Origin of the sequence: Trichocoleus desertorum ATA4-8-CV12, from assembly GCA_019358975.1 — a bacterium.
GTDB classification, from domain to species: Bacteria; Cyanobacteriota; Cyanobacteriia; order FACHB-46; family FACHB-46; genus Trichocoleus; species Trichocoleus desertorum_A.
The window spans coordinates 35,923-60,236 of sequence record JAHHIL010000014.1 but is presented as its reverse complement, the minus strand read 5'-3'; the positions used below and the strand labels follow the sequence as shown (position 1 = coordinate 60,236).

17 protein-coding genes are annotated in these 24,314 nt (G+C 49.1%); 7 read left to right on the top strand and 10 right to left on the bottom strand.

The window, feature by feature from the left end:
- Positions 1 to 35 precede the first annotated feature (35 nt).
- Positions 36 to 1,394, bottom strand: coding sequence for a serine/threonine protein kinase (locus KME12_12765; protein ID MBW4488652.1), 1,359 nt, complete (start codon positions 1,392 to 1,394; stop codon positions 36 to 38).
- Between the two features lie 85 nt (positions 1,395 to 1,479).
- Positions 1,480 to 2,232 carry a dienelactone hydrolase family protein gene (locus KME12_12760; GenBank protein MBW4488651.1) on the bottom strand — a complete coding sequence of 251 codons (753 nt, stop codon included), beginning with the start codon at positions 2,230 to 2,232 and terminating at the stop codon, positions 1,480 to 1,482.
- Between the two features lie 328 nt (positions 2,233 to 2,560).
- On the opposite strand from KME12_12760, the gene KME12_12755 reads away from it, so the two are divergent.
- The 4 genes from KME12_12755 (at position 2,561) to KME12_12740 (ending at position 6,853) form a co-directional block, all read left to right on the top strand.
- A complete protein-coding gene (locus KME12_12755; protein MBW4488650.1) occupies positions 2,561 to 3,544 on the top strand; it encodes a GntR family transcriptional regulator in 984 nt (327 codons plus the stop codon).
- Positions 3,545 to 3,715: 171 nt separating this feature from the next.
- Positions 3,716 to 4,027: a hypothetical protein gene (locus KME12_12750; GenBank protein MBW4488649.1), complete on the top strand. Its 312-nt coding sequence runs from the start codon at positions 3,716 to 3,718 to the stop codon at positions 4,025 to 4,027.
- Between the two features lie 191 nt (positions 4,028 to 4,218).
- Positions 4,219 to 5,946, top strand: a complete 1,728-nt coding sequence (locus KME12_12745) for a succinate dehydrogenase/fumarate reductase flavoprotein subunit (protein MBW4488648.1) — start codon at positions 4,219 to 4,221, stop codon at positions 5,944 to 5,946.
- A 265-nt stretch (positions 5,947 to 6,211) separates the two neighbouring features.
- Positions 6,212 to 6,853, top strand: a complete 642-nt coding sequence (locus KME12_12740) for a pentapeptide repeat-containing protein (protein ID MBW4488647.1) — start codon at positions 6,212 to 6,214, stop codon at positions 6,851 to 6,853.
- A gap of 45 nt (positions 6,854 to 6,898) precedes the next feature.
- Here KME12_12740 and KME12_12735 read toward each other — a convergent pair whose 3' ends face one another.
- From KME12_12735 to KME12_12705, 7 genes are all read right to left on the bottom strand, one after another.
- Entirely contained in the window at positions 6,899 to 7,333 is a 435-nt protein-coding gene (locus KME12_12735) for an ATP-binding protein (protein ID MBW4488646.1), read from the bottom strand.
- 221 nt (positions 7,334 to 7,554) lie between these two features.
- The gene (locus KME12_12730; GenBank protein ID MBW4488645.1) at positions 7,555 to 7,875 is read right to left on the bottom strand and encodes an STAS domain-containing protein; all 321 of its coding nucleotides are present in this window, start codon (positions 7,873 to 7,875) and stop codon (positions 7,555 to 7,557) included.
- An 87-nt stretch (positions 7,876 to 7,962) separates the two neighbouring features.
- Positions 7,963 to 9,939 carry a glycosyltransferase gene (locus tag KME12_12725; protein MBW4488644.1) on the bottom strand — a complete coding sequence of 659 codons (1,977 nt, stop codon included), beginning with the start codon at positions 9,937 to 9,939 and terminating at the stop codon, positions 7,963 to 7,965.
- Between the two features lie 67 nt (positions 9,940 to 10,006).
- The gene (locus KME12_12720) at positions 10,007 to 12,919 is read right to left on the bottom strand and encodes a DUF3131 domain-containing protein (protein ID MBW4488643.1); all 2,913 of its coding nucleotides are present in this window, start codon (positions 12,917 to 12,919) and stop codon (positions 10,007 to 10,009) included.
- Between the two features lie 39 nt (positions 12,920 to 12,958).
- Positions 12,959 to 14,419 (bottom strand): DUF3131 domain-containing protein, encoded by a 1,461-nt coding sequence (locus tag KME12_12715; GenBank protein ID MBW4488642.1) that lies wholly within the window; start codon positions 14,417 to 14,419, stop codon positions 12,959 to 12,961.
- Between the two features lie 170 nt (positions 14,420 to 14,589).
- A complete protein-coding gene (locus KME12_12710) occupies positions 14,590 to 16,167 on the bottom strand; it encodes a hypothetical protein (protein MBW4488641.1) in 1,578 nt (525 codons plus the stop codon).
- 83 nt (positions 16,168 to 16,250) lie between these two features.
- Positions 16,251 to 16,886, bottom strand: a complete 636-nt coding sequence (locus KME12_12705) for a pentapeptide repeat-containing protein (GenBank protein ID MBW4488640.1) — start codon at positions 16,884 to 16,886, stop codon at positions 16,251 to 16,253.
- A gap of 467 nt (positions 16,887 to 17,353) precedes the next feature.
- Here KME12_12705 and KME12_12700 point away from each other — a divergent pair, with 467 nt between their 5' ends.
- Both KME12_12700 and KME12_12695 read left to right on the top strand, forming a co-directional pair.
- Positions 17,354 to 18,508 carry an OpgC domain-containing protein gene (locus tag KME12_12700; protein ID MBW4488639.1) on the top strand — a complete coding sequence of 385 codons (1,155 nt, stop codon included), beginning with the start codon at positions 17,354 to 17,356 and terminating at the stop codon, positions 18,506 to 18,508.
- A 23-nt stretch (positions 18,509 to 18,531) separates the two neighbouring features.
- The gene (locus tag KME12_12695) at positions 18,532 to 19,839 is read left to right on the top strand and encodes a DUF3131 domain-containing protein (protein ID MBW4488638.1); all 1,308 of its coding nucleotides are present in this window, start codon (positions 18,532 to 18,534) and stop codon (positions 19,837 to 19,839) included.
- Positions 19,840 to 19,968: 129 nt separating this feature from the next.
- Here the strand turns inward: KME12_12695 and KME12_12690 are convergent, their stop codons facing one another.
- A complete protein-coding gene (locus KME12_12690) occupies positions 19,969 to 23,061 on the bottom strand; it encodes a CHAT domain-containing protein (protein ID MBW4488637.1) in 3,093 nt (1,030 codons plus the stop codon).
- 490 nt (positions 23,062 to 23,551) lie between these two features.
- On the opposite strand from KME12_12690, the gene KME12_12685 reads away from it, so the two are divergent.
- Positions 23,552 to 24,256 (top strand): hypothetical protein, encoded by a 705-nt coding sequence (locus KME12_12685; protein MBW4488636.1) that lies wholly within the window; start codon positions 23,552 to 23,554, stop codon positions 24,254 to 24,256.
- Positions 24,257 to 24,314: the final 58 nt, after the last annotated feature.

Below are 24,314 nucleotides of genomic sequence, written 5' to 3'. Positions count from 1 at the left end.
TGGAGCTTGTTCTTCTCCAATCTAGCGGAATCAAGTTATCGACGCTCCAACCCTAACCAGCTTTTAATTTCTTGAGCAATCCAAACACACTCCACCCCACTTAAACCGAGCCCAAAAGAAAAGCGCTCAGTTTGAGTTTGAATCGTAACCATTTCCTTTGCTTTGTTGCTGTCAGGCAATATTTGTAGGCTTTGGAATACATCTTGAATCTCTTTAGAAGAGTCTTGACGTTTACTAGCTATCCATCTATTTGACCGCCATACCTGAATCGAAAAGATCCCTTGGGTAATAAGAATTTTTTCTTGATCAGAGACATTTAGGAAGTAGCTGAATAACACGGGCAAAAAGATGCCACTAAAGATGGCGAACCCAGGAAGGGATGGAGCAAAAAAGAAAATAAAAAAAGGCAATGTCATGCTTCCCATGAGAAGTGCAACAACTGCTCTTGACCAGGATTGAACTTGTGCTCCTGGTGTTGCCCAAAACGGCTGTTTGATGGGAGGAAGCACGATCATAAGCTGTTTTTTAGTCCTCTGGACCTTGACACCGGTACTGGTAGGCGGGCTGAGTTTGCGGCTCGTGGTGTTGGACAAACTACCTGATTTGAGTGCATCTAGGGCTTGTTGAGCTTGGCTAAAGCGTTGCTTGAGGGAGGGTTCTATGAATTTTCCAATCCAAGTCAGTAAGCGATCGCTGGCACTGGTGCGATCGCGAAATTCAATCGTCAGATCAGATTGAGGCAAGTCGGCAGGAGCCACACCCGTCAGCAAATGCACCAAAGTTGCGCCCAGGGCGTACAAGTCGGAAGCAGGGACAGTGCGACCGCCAAATTGCTCCATCGGGGCATAACCGTAAGTTCCTACCACAGTAAACGTTGCCCCCTCAGCCGTTGCGCGGTCTTGCACCGCCCCAAAGTCAACCAAGTAAACGTTTTGGTCGTCTCCCCAGATTAAGTTGCTGGGCTTAATATCGCGGTGGAGGACAGGCGGGTTGAGTGCGTGCAGGTAAATCAGAATTTTCAGCACTGAAACCGCGATTTTGCGAACTTCGGTTTCGGTAAATTTTTTGCCTTTGTTAAGGAGATCCTTGAGCGAATCCCCAGGAATATAATCCTGCACTAGCCCAAACCAGAGCGTTCGGTCATCTATGGCAAAAGAATCTCGGCACTTGGGGATGCGGGGGTGATCGAGTTGCTTCAGAACTTGGGCTTCGCGTTCAAACAGCTTCAAGTCATCCCACTGCACATCCCCGCCAAAAGTGAGGAGCTTGATAATCACAGGCTCTGGGGGCGCTACTTGTAAATCCTCAGCCAGCCAGGTTTGCCGTCCTGCATTCTGCCCTAGTTTTTGTTTGAGTTGGTAGCGCTCCTGAAGCACCTGGTCTGCTTGCAACATCAGATGGTGGTTATGAACCTTGGAGAATTGACATTCCCAATCTAGCCGCAGATTTGCTGAGTTCCAAAAATGTGAAGTTTTAGCGCTAGCTAGCAGCTTTTAGGGTTGTCTCAAATAGTTGCAGCACTTTCGGCCAAGCATCTTGAGCGGCCTCTGAGTTGTAGCTGGCTCGCTGATCACAGAAGAAGCCGTGTTCAGCTTCGGGGTAGCGGAAGACCTGATGCGGAATTTGATGCAACTTGAGAGCAGCTTCGATCTTTTGCACTTGCTCTGGAGGAATACTAGTATCTTGCTCGCCAAAGAAGGCGTACAGGCTCCCTTGAATTTCACCTGTGCGGCTGACGGTGGGCAGACTACCCCCTGGAGTCATCGTAGCAATCCCAGCGCCGTAGAAGGAAGCAGTGGCTTTAATGTCGGGTAAAGTTGCTGCTAGGTAAGCCACATGACCGCCAAAGCAGAAACCAATACAGCCAATGCGATCGCCTACCACATTGGGCAAGCTCTTCAGATAGTTAATCGCGGCTTGAATATCGCCCAGCAGCTCGCTGGCTTTGGTTTTGTCCTTGTACTCTCTGCCAACTTGAATGTCTTCTGGTGTATAGCCCGTTTCAAATCCCGGTGCTTGGCGCTGGTACAAAGCAGGGGCGATCGCGACATATCCTTGTTTCGCGATCCGCTCAGTCACATCCCGGATATGCGAGTTCACGCCAAAAATTTCTTGCAGTACCACAACGCCAGGAAACGTCCCGGTAGCGCTGGGCTGAGCTAGATAAGCGGCGATCGCTAAGTCACCGCTAGAAATCTCGACCTGTTGAGTTTGAATTTCTTGATCTGCCATATACCATTCAACTTGAGTGAAGTGCCCCTCCAAATTCTAGAGGAAGAAATTTATTTAGCTGCATCCAGCTAGAAAGCTAGGGCGATCGCTGACTCATGCCATCGGGTGAACCAATCTAGGGAAGCGATTAATCGCGATCGCCCCTCATACTGGAGTGGTTTTGTTCCTACTTTTCGTTCCTATTGGCAGACAAAACACTTTTTTAATAAAAGTTACGACCTAGAGCTTAATAACCTTCGATAATCAAGAACAGCACCGAGTCACACTCATATCCCCTACTGGTTAGTCTATTGTTAGTTTCTGTATCGGGGCTTCTGGAGGCTTTGGCATGATCCAGTTTCATATTCAACCGGATAGTGAAATTCCGGCGTCAACCCAACTCTTCAACCAAATTCGCTTCGCGATCGCCTCGCGGCAGTTTCCACCAGGGCACCGTTTGCCGAGTACCCGCCAGCTCGCCATGCAGACTGGATTGCATCGCAACACGATCAGCAAGGTCTATCGCCAACTAGAAGAAGCGGGATTTGTGGAGTCTATTGCTGGCTCTGGCATCTACGTGCGGATTCAAGGAGATGAGGGATCTTCCAAACAGCGATCGCCCCTGTTAGAGCAGTATCCTCAAGCCCATAAATTGATTCGGCAAAACTTAGATGAATTGCTGAAGCAAGGCAGTTCTTTGAATGAAGCGCGAGAGCTGTTTTTAGCTGAAGTGGACTGGCGACTCCGGTGCAGCGCGCGAGTTTTGGTCACGGCTCCCACTCAAGATATTGGGGCGGGAGAACTGATGGTGCGCCAACTAGAGCAAGAACTCCAAATTCCTGTACAACTAGTGCCAATGGAGGAGTTAGAATCAACCCTGGCTCAAACTCGCTCCGGAACGGTCGTTACTAGCCGCTACTTTATTGGCGACGCAGAGGCGATCGCGGCTCCCAAATCAGTCCGGGTAATTCCAGTTGATATCTACGACTACGCCCAAGAAATTCAAGTCATTCAGAAGCTTTCGAAGGATAGTTGCCTAGGTTTAATTAGTCTCAGTTCTGGGATTATCCGCGCGGCTGAAGTGATTATTCACAGCTTGCGGGGAGATGACGTGCTGGTGATGACTTCGCAGTTGGAAGACACCTACAAGCTCAATGCGATCGTGCGGAGTGCTCAAATTATCATCAGTGACCAAGCCAGTTTTTCGATCGTGAAAGCGACGGTAGCGGCGGCGAGAGAGGATATTATTCGCCCTCCTCAGGTGATCTGTTGTGAAAACTACATCAACACTAAGTCAATTAATTTACTCAAACGAGAATTGGGCTTGGAATAGTTCGCCTCAGGGAGAGCGATCGCAATGAGCACCCTGAAAGATGACTTATGTAACGTTAAAGTAATTGTTTTGTAACGGGATATTTCATCCTATTTAGAAACGTTGAGAAGTTGTCCAAAAATTGAGCCGCGAATTAACTTAGGAATTTAAAGGAATACCTAGAGAGCCATCATGAATAACATACAGAAATATCGTTTTATCTGTACTCTGACCTTTGGGGATATTTACGGTCAAATTATTGTTTGGTTAATTGTGATTTTCTTAAGTTTGGCGGCAGCGTTGGCTTTGATGGGTGCCAGTCGTCCCGTTTATGCCTTAGCAACGGTCGGTTTGATTTTGGTGTTGTCCCTGCCATTTCTACTGTTTGCCTTTGTCACCACGCTGTTTAACCACATTGAAGTCACTGCTACAGATACAGCGACCAAACCACAAACCGCTCCCAACAACATCCCAGCTCAGAGACCCGCTCAGGCTGCTAGCTAAGTTGGTTTAGTTTTTCAATCTCATAGGAGCTTGCATTAACATCACACTCTTTACTAGGCGTGTGATGTTTTGTTGTGTCTGCCTATGCTTGCTGAAGCGCTCAAGATTTCTAAAGAAGTGCTCGACCAACGGGTAGGAAACTTTGAGTTGCGTCACCATAGTAGAACAAGCGTTTTCCAGCTGGTTCGAGCATGATTGACCATGATGTGATTATTGTTGGGGGCGGTTTGGCGGGCTGTCGAGCTGCCTTGGAAATGATCCGCACTGACCCCAATCTCAGTGTGGCTCTGGTGGCCAAGACCCATCCGATCCGTTCCCACTCAGTAGCGGCCCAAGGTGGCATTGCCGCCACACTCAAAAACGTGGACAGCAGCGACACTTGGGAAGCCCACGCTTTTGACACCGTGAAGGGTTCCGACTATCTGGCGGATCAAGATGCGGTCGAAATCCTGACCAAAGAAGCGCCAGGAGTGGTGATTGACTTAGAACACATGGGAGTGTTGTTCTCCCGCCTACCGGATGGTCGGATTGCTCAGCGAGCCTTTGGTGGGCATTCTCATAACCGTACTTGCTACGCAGCAGACAAAACGGGCCATGCAATTCTGCATGAGCTGGTGACTAACTTGATGCGTTACGGTGTCCACCTTTACGAAGAATGGTATGTCACGCGCCTGATTTTGGAAGAGGGGCAGGCCAAGGGTGTGGTGATGTACCGCATCCAGGATGGACAACTGGAAGTGATGCGGGCCAAGGCAGTAATGTTTGCCACGGGAGGCTATGGCCGCGTTTACAACACCACCTCCAATGACTTTGCTTCTACTGGCGATGGCTTGGCGATGACAGCGATCGCGGGTCTGCCCTTAGAGGATATGGAGTTTGTCCAATTTCACCCGACTGGGTTGTATCCGGTGGGGGTGTTGATCTCCGAGGCTGTGCGGGGAGAAGGCGCTTACTTGATCAATAGTGAAGGGGAGCGGTTTATGGCTAACTATGCGCCGAGCCGCATGGAACTAGCTCCACGGGATATTACCTCACGGGCGATCGCGCGAGAAATTCAGGCAGGGCGAGGCATTCATCGCGATGGCAGTGCGGGGGGGCCGTTTGTCTACCTAGATCTACGGCACATGGGCCAAGAAAAAATCATGAGCCGCATTCCCTTCTGTTGGGAAGAAGCGCATCGTCTGGTAGGTATTGACGCGGTGCATCAGCCCATGCCTGTGCGACCGACGATTCACTATTCAATGGGTGGCATCCCTGTCAATACAGACGGTCAAGTGCGAAGCAGTGCTGAGGGGTTGGTTGAGAGTTTCTTTGCAGCAGGAGAAACCGCTTGCGTCTCAGTGCATGGAGCCAACCGCTTAGGGAGCAATTCACTGCTGGAGTGTGTGGTCTTTGGGCGCAAAACCGGAGCAACGATCGCGCAGTATGTACAGAACCGAAAGCTGCCCGATGTAGATGAGTCCCGTTACCTCATTGACACCCAAAACCAAATTCAGTCTTTGCTCGATCAACCCGGTGAGTACCGCATCGATCAAGTGCGGCAAGCCTTCCAAGACTGCATGACCGATTACTGTGGAGTGTTTCGTACCGAGGCTCGCATGCGTGAGGGTCTGGAAAAAGTGCGATCGCTCCAACAACAGTACGGACAAATCTACTTGGATGACAAAGGCAAGCTCTGGAACACCGAAATTCTAGAAGCCCTAGAACTGCGGAGTGTGATGACCGTAGGAGAAATGATCATCACGTCAGCTCTATGGCGACAAGAAAGCCGAGGGGCACACTCACGAGAAGATTACCCAGAACGAGATGATGACAACTTCCTGAAGCACACGCTGTCTTATTACTCTCCGGCGGGAGTTGATGTGCGCGATCGCCCCGTGACCATTACTATGTTCCAACCCAAAGAGCGTAAATATTGAGGCGAGGTGGTGAATGATTGAGTAGGTGTGGTCACGGCGATCGCACTTACTCAATCATCTCATGATGCCTTTCCCCAAACTGCAAAACATAACGCGGTGGAACACTACCCTTGGAGGCACCCTTCAGGTACGAAACGATTTTTCTTAAGAACTTCCTACGCAAAGCGCTACTGTAGCTCGCAAGTTCGATAATACAATTGTTGGGAATCCCTCACAGGTAACTCATAGCTGTGCGATCGCAAGAGAATGATTAGGTTAGTCTGATATGAAAAACGAAGAGTATTTATCTTTATTGCGACAAGGTGTTTCTCAGTGGAACCAGTGGCGAAAAGAAAACCCTGGGATTCAAGTAGATTTAAGCAACTTAGACCTAAGAGAAATTAGTTTGGTTCAAGCCAATTTGAGCTTTGCTAATCTCCAAGGTGCTGTCCTAAGTGGAGTGAATTTAAGCGGAGCGATTCTACTCAACAGCAACCTCAGTCAAGCGGATTGCAAACAAGCTAATCTCAACGGTAGTAATTTAGTGAGTGCGATCGCTCAGGGAGCGATTTTTACCCAGGCAAAATTTATGGGAGCAACCCTAGTAGACGCAGACTTCAACGGAGCAAGCCTGGATGAAGCAGATTTTAGCGGCGCTGATCTCTCTGGTGCAATTCTGAAGTCCGCTAACTTAAACAAAGCAACTCTTTGTGAAGCTAAGTTGCTTAGAGCAAATTTAGTGAATGCTTGTTTAACTAAAGCAGATTTTAGCTTAACCGACTTAAGAGAAGCGGATTTTAGAGGTGCTGATGTCAGTCAAGCTGACTTTAGTGATGCCAATTGTCACGGAGCTGATCTGGGCGAAATTGATCTGAGTTCAGCGAACTTTAGTCGAGCCATTTTGCCAGATCCAACCTGTCATCTCTAAGCCCAAAACATCATGTCTGCGATCGCTCGTCTGATTGCCTAAATCCTAAGATGCTTGGTAGTACTTAATCATTGATAAGCAATTACGCTGGTCGTCAGTACGAACATAGTTAATTTGGTCAGCGATCCGAGCGATTAACTGTAAACCTCTACCACTGGAAGCAGTCGGATCAAAGGTTTGCTCTTGGCTTTTCAGCTTCTGAATCAGATCAAAAGGTGGACCAGAATCCCAGACGTAAATTTCTAGTTGTTGAGGTGTAATAGTTACCTCGATCTCTACAACAGTGTCAGGCGGTAAATTGCTATGAGCATGCTTGACGGCATTGGTAAATCCTTCGGCTAAAGCCGTCTGGCACTGAATCCAGATTTTTCTAGGAATCGTTGGCTGCTGTAACTGCTCGAACCACAGCAATACTTGCTTGAGTTCCGTAAGATCTGTCGTTACCTGAAGGCGCTTTTGTAGAGTCACCTGGAACCTGATTTAGTTTATCTTAACCAAACAATAAGGCGAGATTCTGAGAGTGGAAACACAGGCTTATTATATTTCTGATATGCCAGAATTGCTATCAGATTTAAGGTGACTAAAACTCATGCCACCCCTGATTCCTAAAAATTGCCTTAGGGAAAACAGGGATGGACTAGAGAATGCGAATGAATGTAGGTACACTGACAAAAAATATTAGCTGCTTTTCGAAATCCAGACTAGCTGGCAACCTTTTGCTCGAAGGCTTCTCGATTGGGAAAGATCTCGAACAAACTGTCCATACTAGTTAACTGAAGGATCATTTCAATTTGATCAATAATTGAGCAAAGTGCGAGTCTGCCGCCTGCTTCCCGTACGGTTTTCAGGATCATGACTAAAGCTCCTAACCCTGAACTGTCCATAAAAGTGGCTTTTTCACAGTCGATTAAAATTATTTTTGCACCTGATGCGATCGCATCACTCACATCTCGCCGGAGTTGATTGCCACTAATGCTATCAATTGATCCAGAAGCTTGAATTACTTTGACTTGAGAATCCATCATCATCTATCCATTCACGAACTAGGTTTAATTTCTCTTGCTCTCACTATTTGGTAGTTGGTAGTAGTGAAAGTAAGTTTTTAAGGCTTATTCAGGCTGCCAAACGGCTGCACGAATAATGACTAATAACAGCGCTAGGTTATAAATTGACCACGCTGCGTTGATTAGGTGAACCGCAGGGTCCTCTAATGTGCCTGTTGCTAAGCGGTACAGACTCCAAACTATACCAAGTATGGTCAGTACAAAAACAGCCAATTGCGGAATGACCAACCCTAAGTAAATGCCAGCTTGCCGCTGTTTAGGAGTGACTTGGAATTTGATGGAACGGTTGGTGAAAACGCTGACTACGGCCTGGATAAACAAGGGAAAAAGAGCGATCGCATACTGTTCCGATCGCCAGATCTCCCTAGCTGGAACGCCCCAACCTGCCACCATAAAGGTGAGGCGATTCAGAATAAATGCCGGAAAGAAGTGTATCGCAAAATCAGGGCCAAAGGATGTAACCGGAATAATACCTGTGAAGAAGTAAATGATGGGGCAGGCAATAAAGATTACAGTCGCGAAACCCGACAGGTAACTGTACATGGTTTGGAAGTACTGCAATCGCTGCCAAAATGTCAGCCCTGGCTTCGTGAAAGGATTCTCCCGAACCATAACTTGCATCGTTCCTTGTGCCCAACGTAATCGTTGTTTTAACGTAGAACTCAGGTCGTCAGGCGCTAATCCTTCCGCCAAAATTTCGTTATGGTAGATCGACTTCCAACCATTTGCATGTAAACGCATCGCCGTATTCATATCCTCGGTAATGCTGTTGCTCGACATGCCACCCACGAGGTCAAAATCACTTAACTGACGTTCATTTTTGCTGTACTCGTTGAAGAAATAGCGGAGACCGACGCTAACCAAAGCTTCCCGGCGAAGGATGGCATTTGTGCCTGTGTAAAACGCAGAGTTGAGACCGTCTTTGCCTTGCTGAATTGGACCATAAAAAAGATTAGCGCGATGCCCAAACGGGTCACCCACTGGAATGTTGTAGAAGTCCTGCGGAGTCTGTACGAAGGCAATGCGATTACTGTCGTAGCGGCCTGTGGCTACGTTGTAAGTGTAGAAATAGGAAAGTACTCGCTTGAGGAAGTGGGGCTTGGGGATGTGGTCAGCGTCTAAGGTGAGAATGAATTCTCCTGAGGTGCCGCCTGCAAAAATAGCGTAGTTAATATTGCCCGCTTTGGCATAGTGGGGCTTGCCCGCAGGTTTTGGGCGAGCAATATAACGGCACCGTAGCAGTTCACTCAGTTCTAATTCTTTTCGATGTAACAAGTCCTCTGTATGCTTTGCTTCTGCTAAGAGGCGATCGCGTAGGCTGGCATGGCCTGGATTTAGCAGCAGCACCAGCTTTTGCAGGCTTTGTAACCACCCAAAGACTAAGTTGCCTTGGTTAATGGTTGAGGGATCTGCCAAAAAATCTTCGGCGGCTTGCGTGTCAGGTTCTAGTTGTTTTAGTTCCTCTAAGCGAGTGGCTAGCTGCACTCTTTCACGACTTAATCGAGCGCTTTCTGCTTGCAGTTGTGGTAGCTGTAAATCTTCTAAAGCCAGACGCTCAGACATGGCTCGCATCTCTGGGGAGTTACCATCATCTAGGATGTAAACCCGCAATTTGGTAACAGGATAGTCCATCGCTAAGGCAGCTCGAACAGTCCGCTCCACAATGTCTGTTGCTTCGTTGTAGCAGGTGACAAACACATCCAGCGTCGGCCAACTAGATGGAGGCATGGCAGGAGTTAGCTGATCGAGCGATTTGACTTGCCGAGTCAGGGGCCGCCAAAGCCCGATGGTAAACATGAGTCCGCCAATATAGCTGTAAATCTCTGCCAGGAGCAAGGGAATCGACAGCCACAGTACATCAAAATTGATCGAGTGGTTGATTCGCCAATATAAATACCATGCTCCTAAAATCAGATTGACTTCAGCTAAGTAGCGGAACAGGAGAGTTCGTTGCTTTAATCGAGAGCGGGTGTTACCCGCAAAATTGGGGCTACCTTCAACGATGGAGATGGGGCTGATCATACGAAACGGCTTTAGAAGTTCCAGGGATTGAATGACACTAGAGGGTGATAGCGAGGGAGGTATAGAGCTAGAGATCCGGTCGGCGAGACTGAACCGCAGCACTGTTTGGCACTGAGGCCCAGTAAGTCCCCGCTCTATCCTTCACCAGTTGGATCGCTTGCGTCGCTCTCTCAGGCAATCCTCGTCCGGAATCTCCTGCCGCGATCGCCTCCCACCAAGGAGATTTTGTTAACTGGGTGGGCCGAATCAGGGGTTGCTGATTGCTGCTTAGGTAAAGCAAGGATTGCAGAATCAAGCTATTGGTGCCGCTGCTAAAAGCTGCAACGGTTGGTTTCCCAGTTTGCTCATAAAACCCTTCGTAGTAGCCCAACAGAGGACTATACAAGTCTGTGACTTGCTCTCCTAGTTGGCGTGCGTACTTGTTTTCTGGCAGCAAGGCTCGGAACGCAAAGGCGATCGCGGTGCTGACAATCCGCAACTCTGGAATTGCCGAACCATCATCTGCAAGCGTGGCCCAAGGCTGCTGTTTTCCTACGAGCGTGCTGTGCACAATGTAGGGTTTACGGTTGATTAAAGTGGTTCCGGCGGCGGTAAAGGTGCCAGTGCGACGATAGCGCTCGGCTTGGGCTTGCAGGATGGGTTGTACCAGTTCCTTCATCTGCGGATCGAGGCCAAACTCCAAGGCATATAACACGAAGGGATCGCTGACGGTGTAAGTTGGCCCTTCTGTTTTATTACCAGATTGCGATCGCTGTGTTGGCACTGGAGCACCATCTACTGTCGCCGTTTCATAGCGACCTCCAACCGCAGAGCGATCGACCCCAAAGCCCCACAACTGAAAGCCGCGAGCGGCATATTCTTCATATCCCAGGTAGTTAACAGGTTTGATTCGGGTTAACCAACGGGCAGATCCTTGGGGTTGCTGATCTCGTGTGGTGATGGCACCAAAGATCTTGCCATCTCGAATCACGCGCAGAAATGACCAATCTAGAACGGTTTGATCGACCGCATCTGTATATTCGGGATAGTAACTCTTTAAGTTATGCAGGGCTGCTAGAAGCCGTCCTACGTCAGTTCCAGACCAGCCATTTCCTTCTGCTACAGGATTGCCACCGTAATCCACAGGTTGCAAGGTTTTCGTATCGTAACCTCGATAAGGCAGTTCTCCGCCAAAGAGTGAGATCTGCCTTATCGCACCTAAAAATAGCCGCACCCGTTGGTCGAACTCGGAAGCAGAGACAATATCTAGCGATCGCGCGGCATTGAGCGCTGCTAAATAGTTACCCATGCCCCAGAGAGAGGCAGTTTTAAGATCACTGCGATCGCTAACTAAGCCTGTATCTGGGTTGTAATTGGACTTGAAATAATTCCAAGCTGCCTCTGCATAACGACGTTCTGCCACAGTCAATCGTTTAACTGCTAAGGGAGACTTGGAACGTTGAGAACCGACACTAGAGATAGCGGCAACCTTTACAGGAGGCACAGTAGCACGAGTCGTTGGAGTCGTTGGAGTAGGAGGCGTTTGAGCTTGAGCCGCAGGTTGCTGTGTAGCCGAGGGAGCCGCAGCAGTCGTAGATGGAGGTGCAGCGGGACTCGCAGCCGCACTAGGTGGTGCTGAAGGAGTTGGGGCAGGTTGCGATGCGGTAGCAGCACCGCGAGGAGAGGCGAAGGTCACGTTAGTAGAGCCAATTAACGGACGGTTGCCACGAGCTTTGTAGTACAGAATCTCTAGAATCAGCCCATTGGTGTTACCTGTCAGGGCTTTGTTGGGTTGCTTGGTGGTTTCATACAGTCCTGCATAGAAACCAGCATTCTCTGGATCTTTTAAGGTTTTGACAGCATCAAAAACTTTTTGCGCGTAGGCATTATCGGGGTAGAGATAACGCCAGCCAAACGCGGCCTTTGTACTGATGTTGCGGAATTGAGGAAAAGGCTCATTCTTTTCGTTGATCGCAGCCCAAGCTACACCATTGGAATAGACGGTGTTGTAGATAAAGTAGGGAGCTTGGTCGAGGTTATCTTCAGAAACAGCAGTGAGTTGCCCTGTCGATTCATAGCGGCGCTTTTGAACTTCTAGCACCCTAGCCGCATAATCGGCCAATGTTCCGTCTAAACCAAATTCGATGGCATCAAGGATATAGGATTCACTCACAACATAGTTGTTGGCACTAGAGCTTTGATAGTCGCGGGTATCAACTGGAATTTGCACCCCATTGATATCAACAAACTTAAAAGGTTCTATTTCCAAGGCCTTGGCGGGCTTCAAATTCCAAAGCTCGTAGCCTCTGGCAGCATATTCTTCATAGCCTAATCGCCCTTCTTGCACTGGAAGCGTTTTGCCATCTGGTAGGACTGCGGCTCCATACATCTGTTGATCTTTGATGGAGCGAGCCAACTGCCACTTGGACAGAACACCTTTCGTCCAGTCAGCATATTGAGGGTGGCAAGTCCGAATAATGTGCATGGCGGCTAGCAGACGCCCGATATCAAGGGCAGACCAACCAATCCCTCGCTCCACAGGCTTATTCGTATAATCTGTTAATGCTCCAGTGGCAGCGTTGTAAACTTTGTTCGGTAAGGTATCCTCAAACAGTCTTAAACTAGCCAGTGTGGTTAAAAACTTGTTGAGACGGTTATCAAACTCTTTTTGATCAATTAGATTCAACCAACGGGCAGAATTAAGAGCCGTCAAGTAGTTGCCCATATCCCAGAGGGAGCCAGAGGGATAACCACCTACAGAGTTCACAAACCCCGTGGTGGGCTGATAGTTCTTGACAAAATATTGCCAAGCAGTGGTGGCATAAGCTTGCTCTTCTGGGGTCAAAGGAGCCGTAATTTCGGCACAAGCTCCGCCTGTGGCTCCAGGTTGCTGAGCTACTACTGGTTTGGCAAGATAGGTATTAAGCAGGAATTGAAAGCAGACCCCGACCAAAAATAGGGCGATCGCTCGAATCCATCTGGGCTGAAAAGTTCTCCGCATTCTGGAAACCAAATTAGGGACGCAGACTGTTGCTAGGATCTATGGCGTAGATTGCACTCCTGCCCATACCGTGAGGGGTTTGCCTACTTTTCGATACAACAAACTCTCTAGTACCACTCCGTTGTTGTTCGCAGTCAACGCTGCATTCGGTTCGTTCAATAATTCGTAAAAGCCGTTGTACCAACCTTTTTCAGCTTTCATGTTGGTGTTAACAAAGTCGAATAGTTTTTGGGTGTAGTCGTTGTTGTAGAGGACATGCCAGCCAACTGCCGCTTTGGTGCTGAGAAAGCGGAGATGGTAGTGTGGCTCTTGCTCGGAGGTAATGGTTGACCACGGTTCCCCATTGACAAACAAGGTGCTATAGACAAAGTAGGGGGCGCGATCGAGGTTATCCTCAGTCACAGCCGTGAGCTTCTGCGTAGCGCGATAACGAGCAGCCTGAGCTTCTAAAACTCGATCGGCGAAAGGCTTGGGTAATGATTGGAAACCTGTTTCTATGCCATCGAGGATAAAAGGCTCGCTGAGGACATAGTTGTTGGCTTGACTGTTGGAATAGTCGCGGCGATCGTAGGGAACGCCTTGCCCGTAGAGATTAACGTAAGCCACCTTAGATTGGTAGTCTAAAGCTTTATCAACCTCTAGACCCCAGAGCTTGAGGCCATAAGCCGCGTAGCTCTCATATCCTAAACGGCCTTCTTGATTTAGCTGTTCCTTGCCTTTAACCACGGCTGTACCGAACATCTCGCCATCTCTGGTAAGTCGGTCAACCTTCCAATGTTTCCAAACAGCTTCGGTTTCTGCTTGAAACTGAGGATATTTAGCGCCAATGATTTTCAGCCATATGGCCATGCGTCCGATGTCGAGAGCCGACCAGCCAATTTCCTGCCGCTTATCTAACTGGCCATAGCCCACAGGCAACAGTGTTTTAGCGTTGTAAACCTTGTTGGGTAGCTCACCTTTGTAGAGCGGCATGGTGGCTAAGGTTTTCAAGCTAACGCTCATTTTGGCGTTAAATTCTGTTTCCGGGACTATTCCAAGCTCCTTAGCACTGACTAACGCCGCCAGCGCTGCTGCTTGGTCCCACATTGTGATCGAGGCAAAACCATCTACCGCATTGACGAGTCCTGTTTTCTCATTCCAATTGGCCTTGAAATATTTCCAAGCGGTCTGCGCGATCGCCTGTTCTGCTGGAGTTAGGCTACCAACCCCTGCGGCCACGTAAGGAGTTTTGGCTGCTTGGAGTTGTTGCTGCGGGACAGGGGTGCCTTGCAGACTCCAGGATTTTGAATCTATCTTCGCGATCTCAGTGGCTTCGGGGGGTAGACCTGGAGGGAGCGACGGCAGCGGCTTGGCGATTGGCTTGGTGGAGGTCACGGCTTGGGGAGCTTGACGAGAGTTGCGAGAAAGTGTCTCCAGTCCAGCGATCGCGATGGCAGCGGTGAGGACTCCACCTACTATTGCCAGTAACGATAATCTTTTAGAAGGGGGTTCAAAATCCATTGAGAAAATAGTTCAACTACAAGAATGACGTTAGTTTGATAAACAGGAAAATCAAGGTCTTATGATTTTGTAATCTGTGGGGGTAGTCGTTAATACTTTTTATACTTGAGGAGCTGCCGCCTGAAATATACCCTATAGGAGATTTACCTACGCATTAAGGCTGAAAAAGGTTAAAATTTGACCCGAAACTGGCTGACGATGGCGTTGCTCTGGGAGCCACTCTCCCCACTTTCTCTCGTAAAGATATTGCTGACGGTATAGCCCAGATCTAGCTCGATCGAACGTGATAACTCGGCTGTGCAAAGACCTTGATAGCTGTAGCCACTGGTGACTGTTTCTTTTAAGCGCTGACCTCCTAGATTGGCAGTTAACCGACAGCGTAGGAACTCGAAGGGCTGGCCCTGCCAACCGATTTCTCCGTTGTAGACCAAGAAATTTGGCGGTGAGAAGTAGCCACTCTCTGCTTGCATATCCTTTCTTACATTCCAACTGAACAAATTAGCAGCTGCGTGAAATTGACCAAACTTGCGTTCCAATCGGCTAAAGGATTGAGTTTCACTATTGCCGTCGTTATAAAGTCCTACCCGAAAGGACGAGAAGAGAGTTGTTTTGCGATCGATTTGCCAAAATAAATTAGGCCCAAATCGCCAAGCAGTGATTTGGTTTTCTAAGGTTCTGGCATTGGCTTTATAGGGGCCTTGTTCTAAAACTCCCGTTAAGGTCAGGGAAGGTGTGAGCGGAACGCTGGCTTGCACATTGAGATTGAAAGCCGCAGGTAAGCGGTTAAAGAAGTCTGCACCCGCTGCAATTTGTAGGGTTGATTTACCAACTTTGGTCTGCCATCCGATTTGAATGGGGATGTTGGTAACGGTTTCGGTGTCTGGCTCCTCAAACGTATTGAATCCCGTTTTGACTAGCAGGCGATCGCCTTTATTACCCAATTGAAATTGAGCAGTTGGCTCAATCCACTGATTATGTTGCCCTGATTGAGCTTGATTATCACGAAAATCGATTTGCAAATTTTCTAGCTTGAAAAGATCAGGCTCTCTAGATGCGGTTGGTTCCGTCTTCTGTGGTGTTTCTACTGGTGCTGGGGGTGGGGGCGGTGGTGGTAACGGCGGTGGCGGTGGCGGGGGTACTCGTAATTCAGGGTTAAAGTTTTCTGGCCCTGCGACAGCAATGTGGGTTGTCGGGGCTACTTCAGCCATAGTTTCTGGCTCGATCGCTGTTTCTGGTGCGATCGTAACGGTGGGCAAAAGTGAAGCAGCGGAGCGGGCTTGATGCTTTTGGTACTCTGCTAGGGACTGCTCCTCTTTTGGAGCCATGACCGCAGCATCAGGACTTAAAGCTTGGGAGTTAGTAATCTCTATAGATGCAGGAGATTTAAGTTCTAGAGAGTCGAAATGATCTGGATCAATCGAGGCGGGTTCTAAGTCTTCTAGTGAATTAGGAGGCTCTGAATATTTTTCTAAGGTAGATAAGCTAGGGTCTGGAAAAGGTAATGGCTGCTGAGTGACTGTGTCTGCAACGGTGTCTGTAACGGTCTTAGTAGCTGGGCTGGAGGCTACTTCTAAAGTGGATAGTTCGGGGTGCGGCTGTAGCTCGGCCAGGATTGAGGAGGATGAGGAATCTAGGGAAACAGAGGTTGTCGCGATCGCTTGAGTTCCGGTGCTTCCTAATATCCAGATGCCTAAACTCCAAAGCGGTAATGAGGGCGATCGCAGATGTGGTAAACCTGGAAAAAACATGGTGATTTTATTCCGCAAATTCACTTCGAAGTCGGCCTCACAGGTTTTCTAGACATCTGCACGATGCGATTATGTTTGACTTTTTAGGACTCTGAGCGTTTGATGCCAAACACATTGGCTGTTTCTAAATTGGTTTCACTGAGATCTGCTTCTAGTAAGTTTGCCCCACGCAAATTGGCTCCATCGAAGTTGGCTCGGCGTAGATTCGCTCCACTTAAATTGGCTTCACTCAAATTGGCCCCTGTTAAATTGGCTGCTGTCAAATTGGCTCCACTCAAAACCGCCCCACTTAAATTGGCCCCACTGAAATCCACCCGAACTAAATCTGCTCCTATCAGCAAGACTGCTCCCTTCAAAACGGTTTTTTGGAAGTTGGCCTCCGTCAGATCGGCCATACAAAGATTGGCCCCTGTCATGTTGGCCTCATTACAATGCGATCGCGTTAAGTTGGCTTGACTGACATTAGCTCCATCTAGGTTAGCGCTCACAAGTTTAGCCCTTGTAAGGTTTGCGCCTACCAGCTTGGTGACAATCAAGTTGGCTTTGGACAGGTCTACGCCCATCAAATTGGCATTGCTGAGGTTAGCACCCATCAGGTTTGCCTCGCTGAGATTCGCTCCCGCTAAGTTCACGCCTGCTAAATTAGCACCCACCAAATCAATCTGAATAAAATCTCGTTTTCCGGAGTCATATTGCTTCTGGAGCGTCTCAGTATCCATAAATCCTACATTTGGCTGATTAATCTATTACTAACAAACCGAACTTATGGGGAAAAGGGTGGCAAGCTAAATCCTGACTCGCTCTCTACGTAGATGCGATCGCAACTGGTGAAATTTGCTACTCAACTCTACTAGCGTTAAGATATCTTCTTTTGTTTGGCTTCCCATTGCCCCTTAAGACAGGATGTGTCCTAGCCCAAAGCGTGACTAATAGCGCCGCATTGTCATGTAATGCACACCAGCTCCTAGTCGGATGATTGAGCTGTAGTTCATCGCTATTTCCTTGCTAATGTCAGCGCTAATATCAGCGGGGGCAGCAAATTCAGCAAAAATTCAGCCATTTGATGGACGCGGAGAGACAAGGGTAACCCAGATAACAAAATAGACTTATCTCGATATTCCTGCTTTCTCGTTCGTAGTAGCTTGTTGCCCTAGACTAAATGTCCAATTCAGAGCCAAAGCCTATCATGGCTGATACAGCCAGTCCTAAGACTTACCTCTTCTCCCTCAAACAGTGGGTTTATGACCCTAGTGTGGATGCCAAGCGAGATCTTCGCCTAGATTTCCTGCGAGGTTTGGCGATCGCTTCAATGGTGATCAATCACTTGGAGAGCCGTTCCTACTTCAACAACATCACACAGGGGCATATCTACGCCAGTTCGGCAGAAGGGTTTGTCTTTTTATCTGGCATGGTTTTGGGGCTGGTGACACGGCAGCGCATTCAAAAAATTGGCCTGCCTGAAGCGATGAAAAAGCTACTGGAGCGGGCTTGGACTCTCTACAAAACCAGCTTTATCCTGATGGCAACTTTGGGTCTGTTGTCGATCCTCTTTCCAGGATGGACTCGCCCTGCCTTTGAAACCGCTCCCGGAACTTGGTGGCAAATTCTCTTAGCTGCGGCCACCTTTCATCTGGCTCCTCCGGTGGTAGATATCTTGCAGCTCTATGTGTTGTGCTTAGTAGCCTCTCCCGGTCTGTTTTGGTTATTGCGGAAAGGTTTATGGGCACCCCTGCTGGCCATTTCTTGGTCTTTGTGGAGCCTGCAACAATTACATCCTTATGCCCTAAGCTTTAGCCCGCTCGATCGCGATCATCCTTATTTCTCCTTTGCCTCTTGGCAGATTTTGTATGTGCATGGTTTAGCCGCAGGCTACTACCGATCGCAGTTACAGCAGCTTTGGGCGCGCATTCCTAAAGTGCCACTGGTCACAGTTTTACTCACGATTGTGATTGCGGCGTTGGTGGCGGCTCAGTACGACATGCAATTAGGTATCTGGCCTGCTAATGTCTCACAGCGAGTTCAGTGGTTGCAGTGGACTGACCGTAGTATCAATGGTCCTATTCGGTTAATCACCTTATTGGGTTTGTTTCCCTTGCTGTATATGGTGGTCAACACATTTTGGCTACCCCTCAACAAAGCATTAGGCAGACTCTTAATTCCTTTGGGGCAAAACTCCCTTTATGTCTATGTGATGCATGTGCCCATGACGGTCCTGTGGTTTATGATTCCTGGTCTCACCACAGGTAGCGCTCCAGTCACAACCCTATTACAGGCGATCGCGATCGGATTTTTCTGGTTCCTCGTGAAAAAACAAGTCTTGTTTAACGTGGTTCCTCGCTAAGCTCCCTATCCCTCGCTAGCCTCATGATTAAAAAAGTTGTTATGGAAACCTCCGATCGCCGTTTAAATCTGATCCAGCAGGTTGCCTTGTGCAGTGCTATCTTTTTGGTTGCCTTTGGCGTCCATAAAGCATTAGCTTGGCGCGAAACCTCGGTTTTACCTGCTCCCCTCACCAGAAAAATTCCCTTGAGTGGCGAAGATAAAAATCTGGCTCGCAATGCTTGGCGCTACTTTGAACTCAATCGCTCACCCACGGGTCTAGTAACCTCAGCCGCAGGTTTCCCCGCAACGACGATGTGGGATGCGGCCAATCAGTTAGCAGGGATGGTGGCAGCGCGAGAACTGGGTCTAATTTCTCCGCAAGAGTTTGATCCCTGGATGGCTCAAGTTCTAACCACTCTCAAAGAGTTGCCGCTGTATCGTAACGAGCTACCCAACAAAGCTTATAACGCTACGACTTTGGTGCCGATTGACTACGGACAACCAGACAAACGGCAGGAAGTTGGGTTTTCGGCAGTAGACCTGGGCAGATTGGCTCGCTGGCTGGACATTGTTGCAGTACGCTATCCCCAACATGCGGCGGCTACTCAAGCGGTAACAAGTCGTTGGAAGTTGGGCCGACTGGTGAAGGATGGCCAGTTGATGGCAGCAAACAAGGTCTCTAGTAAGGAAGTTTGGCAGCCAGAAGGCACACTGGGCTACGAGCAATATGCAGCTTATGGGTTGAGCAAGCTGGGGCTGAAGCCGACCCAAGCTCTAGATGTGAAGACGCAAACCCAATTCGTCGATGTGATGAATGTGGAGGTGCCAACCGACCAACAGGGAGCGCCGCCCAACTGTGTTGTGAGCGAGCCTTATGTTTTGGATGGCCTGGAAAGCGGCTTTAAAGCGCTGCCCGTCGAATATGCGGCTCGCTTGCTCCAAGCCCAACAGCATCGGTATATAGAGACGAATCAACTCACAGCCTGGTCAGAAACGAATCTAGATCAGGCTCCTTGGCAGGTCTACAACTGCGTAGTTGCTAATGGTCGTCCTTGGCAAACCATCACACCTTGGGGAGAGGATGCCACTGCTTTTCGCGGTAACAGTACCAAGATTGCAACCGCTTGGAATGTGTTGTTCCGGACTCGTTATACAGAGCGGGCCTACAAGGGGATGCGCTGGCTAGCTGATCCCCAACAGGGAGTATTCGCTGGCTTTTACGAAGCAAGTCAACAGCCTAACCGGGCTCTGACCCTAAATACAAACGCCATCATTTTGGAAGCGCTACTTTATAACCAGACATCACAACCTTTAGAAGTTTGGGCTAAGAGTTCACAAGTTTCCTCGTAATCATTCAGCAGCTCCAGTTTGCCTAATAAAAACTAGAAAACTCTACCTCAAGCGATCGCCCCGTAACCATCTCAATGTTCCAAACCAAAGAGCGTAAGTATTAAAGCGTGAATATCGAAGCAGACCAATTTATGGCTGGGGTTGCAGCTTAGCTAGGGCTACCCAGTCATTGATGGCTGCTTCAGTCCACATCCAGTTTTTGCTTAAAGCCTCCGGCTGAAACGCCACAGGATTCTCAGTCATCACTTTTTGATACAGCTTTGCCGCTTCATTCTGGAGACTGGCTCGCTGTTCGGCAGGCTGGTTTTGGGCTGACTTGGCGATCACTAAGGCTAAGCCAGCATAAGCCATGAGATTCTCTTGCTTGATTGGCTGTGCAGCGATCGTTGCCCCTGGGCTCGCTGCCGTAGTTGGCGGCGCGACAGTTTCCGCTGCCGACACTGGTGCGGTCGTTTCCTCTTGTAAATAGAGCGCTTGGAACCAAGCTCGGTTGGCTCGCTCCCAGTTCCCTTCACCGTAATAAGCAAAGCCTAGCGCGTTTTGATAAAGCGCCAGGGTCGGGGCATCTGGCTGCTCTGCTTCAGCTTGTTGACGCACCGCAGTCTCCCAGTAACGGCGAGCATCATCTACGCTATAGTCTTGGTTGCCCGTTTGCATCGATTGCCAAGCAAGGCGACCGCGCAGAAAACTCACGGCTGGATCATCAATCACAGTGTTAGGAACAGCAGCCAGAGCCGCACTAGCTTGGGGTAAGGCTCCGCGATCGAGCAATTCTGCGATCGCTTGTTGGCCCGCTACAAGTTGCTTTCGGCTGAGGTAATCGATAGCAGCCGCTGTCACTGTAGCCGTATTAGTCGTTTTTAGGTCTAAGGTGGTTTGGTTGGTTTGTGGGTCAATGGCAAAGGAAGCGCTGACGCTATTGGGCGTCGATTCGGGTAGGGCTGGAATCGAGATTTGTGGACTCCGATTTCGCTGAAACCCCCAAAAACCAACTAAAGCGATCGCCGTAACTCCTGCTGCTGCCAAGATTAGCCACACCCTAGAGCGCCCACGAGGTTGCTGCCACCAGGCACCCCAGCGGCTAGGATTTCGACCAGGGTATTCAGGTTGCAACGCTGGGTTCCTTCCGGCGCTTGAGTGCGTTCCTCCAGCCAATGCTGACAAACTCAACGCTTGTTGATACGCTGTTCTGGCTTCTGCGGCTTTACCTTGCTTGTACAGCGCCAAAGCCAAGTTACTATACACCTCAGCCAAACTAGGGTTAATTTTTAGGGCTGCTTGGTAAGCTGCGATCGCATCTGGAAAATTGCCCTGCTGATGGAGAGCCAGACCTAACTGGTTGTAGGCATCTACATCATTGGGATTAGCTTGAATCGCTTTTCTGGCTGTAGCGATCGCGGTACTGGCATTGATCGGGGCCGCTAATCCACGCTCCAAATCAGAAAAAACTTGGCTTAAGCGAGGATCAACAGCTGAGTTGGCAGGCGACTTTGGGGATGACGCTGAAGAGGTAGGGATCGCTGGGAGAGCAGCAGGTTTAAGAGGAGGTTTAGGCGGAACGGGCTCTGGCCAATCTAGATCAGACGGCTGCGATTCTGCGAACAAACTGTCAGTCGCAGAGGCAGATAAAAACGGTTCTTCGGTGTCCAGTCGGGCATCTGTAGGATTCTGCGACAATTGCTCAAGCAGTTCTGCTACCAGTGCCGAATCCGCTTCAGAGCCAAACTCGTCTTCAAACTCTAAGTTATCTAAATCGCTAAAGTCCTCATCGCTGTAGTCGTAAAGATCATCTTGCAATTCTGGAGGTAAGCCATCGAGAGCTTGATCTAGGGCTGGATAAGCCGCTTCGTTGCTGTCAGATAGGTGAGCTGCTTCCGCCGCTAAACGAGGGTTGGAGCGATCGCTAGGACTCCGCCAGCGGGCAGTCGCCATTTCTTGAGCAGCACTGTAGAGGTCTGGTACAGTTCCGGTGACCAGTTGCCCGTCGAATTCAGGATGCAAGTAGAGAATCGGCAACGCCCAGTACAACTGGTGAGAGCCATAGGCAGAGATCAACCCCTGACGCGCCCGACTCAAACTAAGGTCAACTGGATACCCCTGCTTGAGATTACGGTAGAACAGTCTGGTCAGAGTCAGCGCTACATCGTCGGGAATCCGCTCCGCCATCGCCAATACGCCAGGAATGCCCCGCTGTACCAAAGCTTCGGCTAAATTTTGTTCACCAATTTCATGCTCTAAATCTGAAGTAGCGGTATAGGCACTACGGCAAGAGTTAAACACCACCATGCGGATGCCATTGTTGACCAACAGCCCAGCCAAGTCATCTCCACTCAGCACCTCGGTTAGCCCAGTTTTGCCGTTCACCAGGTAGAGGTTGCCTCCTGCGGCCCCCAAGTTACTGTGACCAGCGTAGTGCAATACCTGAAACTGCCCTTGTTCTAAAGCTTGGGTTAATTGCTCGCGATCGGGTTGGTCGAGAATAGTTAGCTGAATTTCCGCCGTACCGCTACCTGTTTCTGAGACAGTGCCATTGCGACTCCGCAGTTCTTCTTGTAGGTGTAACGCCTCACGTTTCAGTTCTAACTGTTCTTGGTCAGTGGGAGCAGCGATCGCCATCAAAATCCTGAGAGGTTGCTGCGATTCCAGCCTCAAATCTCGTAGAGCGGTGGTTGCCCCGACTAACCCTGGACTGGGTTGATAGCGAGAAAATAAAACGTCAGTCCCAGTAGCGACAGGCCGCGAAGCTCCACCAACGCGGTGCCGCTCCCCAGTGTGCAAAACTTCCCAAGGCAAACGTACTAGACGTGGACCCTTGAGGCCGATGCGTAACCGTAAAACTTCTCGTCGATGCTGGGCAATGCCTTGTGCGGTCATCCAGCTATCGCGAATCGTGCCTTGGAATAGAGCATTGTAAAGCTGTTGGCCTAAATCCACCAAGTGACGCGGCGGTTGGCTTTGGCTAGGGTCACTGCTGCCTAATACTAAGTCCAAGTCGCGATCGCTAGGGTCACGCAGTTTATCTGCGGCAGGATGGGTTGCATCTCCCTGCAACAACCCCAACAGTGGATCGTTCATCAATTGACGTGCCTGATTGAGCCACTCCTCAACAGGCCAAATAACTTGTTCCTCTGCTAGGGGCACCCCTGGGGCAACCCGCTCCGTCCGAATCAAATACTCATCTTCCCCAACTGGGGTAACAGAAAGATGAAATTCCTGCGTCACAGCTACACTCCGCAAGACCTCTAACCTACAAATGCACTCCTGCTCCCAAGGTCTAAAATGAGAGCTTTCATCTACCACCGATGCCAAAGTGGCCCTCACTCTACTCTAATAACAATCCCAGTCAAAAGCTGGAAATGCGGTAGATAGAACTCGGTTTTCTCAGCCTAAACACTATTTGTCTACGGTTTTATGACGACGGGCTGAGGCAAAAAGTTACCCGTTATTTGCCAATTTACAGCCCAATCTGGATTAAGTTTCCGGATCTAGGCGTGGGGTCTAGAAAAGTAGTTTGGTAGATGCACCCTGATTTTAATCCCCTGGCTCCTTTTGGCAGTTGGGGGATTTTCTTTTGCAGCTCTAGCAGCTTAATCCCAGCTTGATCCAAGATCTTAATCTTCACTGGAGCTTGACGCGATCGCTCAACTGCCTTGATTGCAGCTTTATAAGCTCGATGCTATGGTCGGAAAGCAGCTAGCTCCTGGTTTTGCAGATGCCATCCACTTTATTAACGATTACGAAAAATATTCGTCAGCAGCTTTTGGGCGATCGTTCTGTGCTGTGGATCAATGGCTTAACCTTGATACTTTTCCTAGTTTTGCTAACTCATGCCAAAGTCTGGGGTAGTCCGCAAGAAATTGGGTTTTTATTTCACAAAGCAGACCCCACCAAACAGCCTCACCTTGGGTTTCTCACCCTTATCTCCAATGTGCTGTGGGGCTTGCCAGTGGCCTATTGTGCCTTTAGCTTAGGCTTGATCAAGCGGATTCATCCTCAGGGCCAGTTAGACCCTTTTCTCCTAATCTCTGCCACCGGAATTTCGGTCATTTTGATCGATGAAGTTTACCGCATTACTATTAGCTTAGTCACTTGGTTTGGTGTTTCCAAAGTGTTAATTGCGAGCCTTTATGGTCTAGCTGCTTTGGGCTATATTTTTAGCTTTCGGCGACGCATCTACTCAACCCCCTACGCTTTATTGTTGGCAGCAATCGGCTTAGTAGTGCTTTCTAGAGTTGTAGATTTGCTGGGTATTGCGGCTCCGGGAGCACCCGCTAGAATGCTGCTAGAAGACGGCAGCAAGCTTTTAGGACTGGTGAATTTGGCCTTGTACTGGTGGCTAGTATGCCAACAGGAAGTTTTGCGATCGCTCCAGCGATATCCTCAACCCACCCCTGTAAATGCTCATCAGAGCCTATGATCGAAATTAAACCCTAGCGTCAGCTTGTGAGCCGCGATCGCAGGGTTACTTTTAGTTT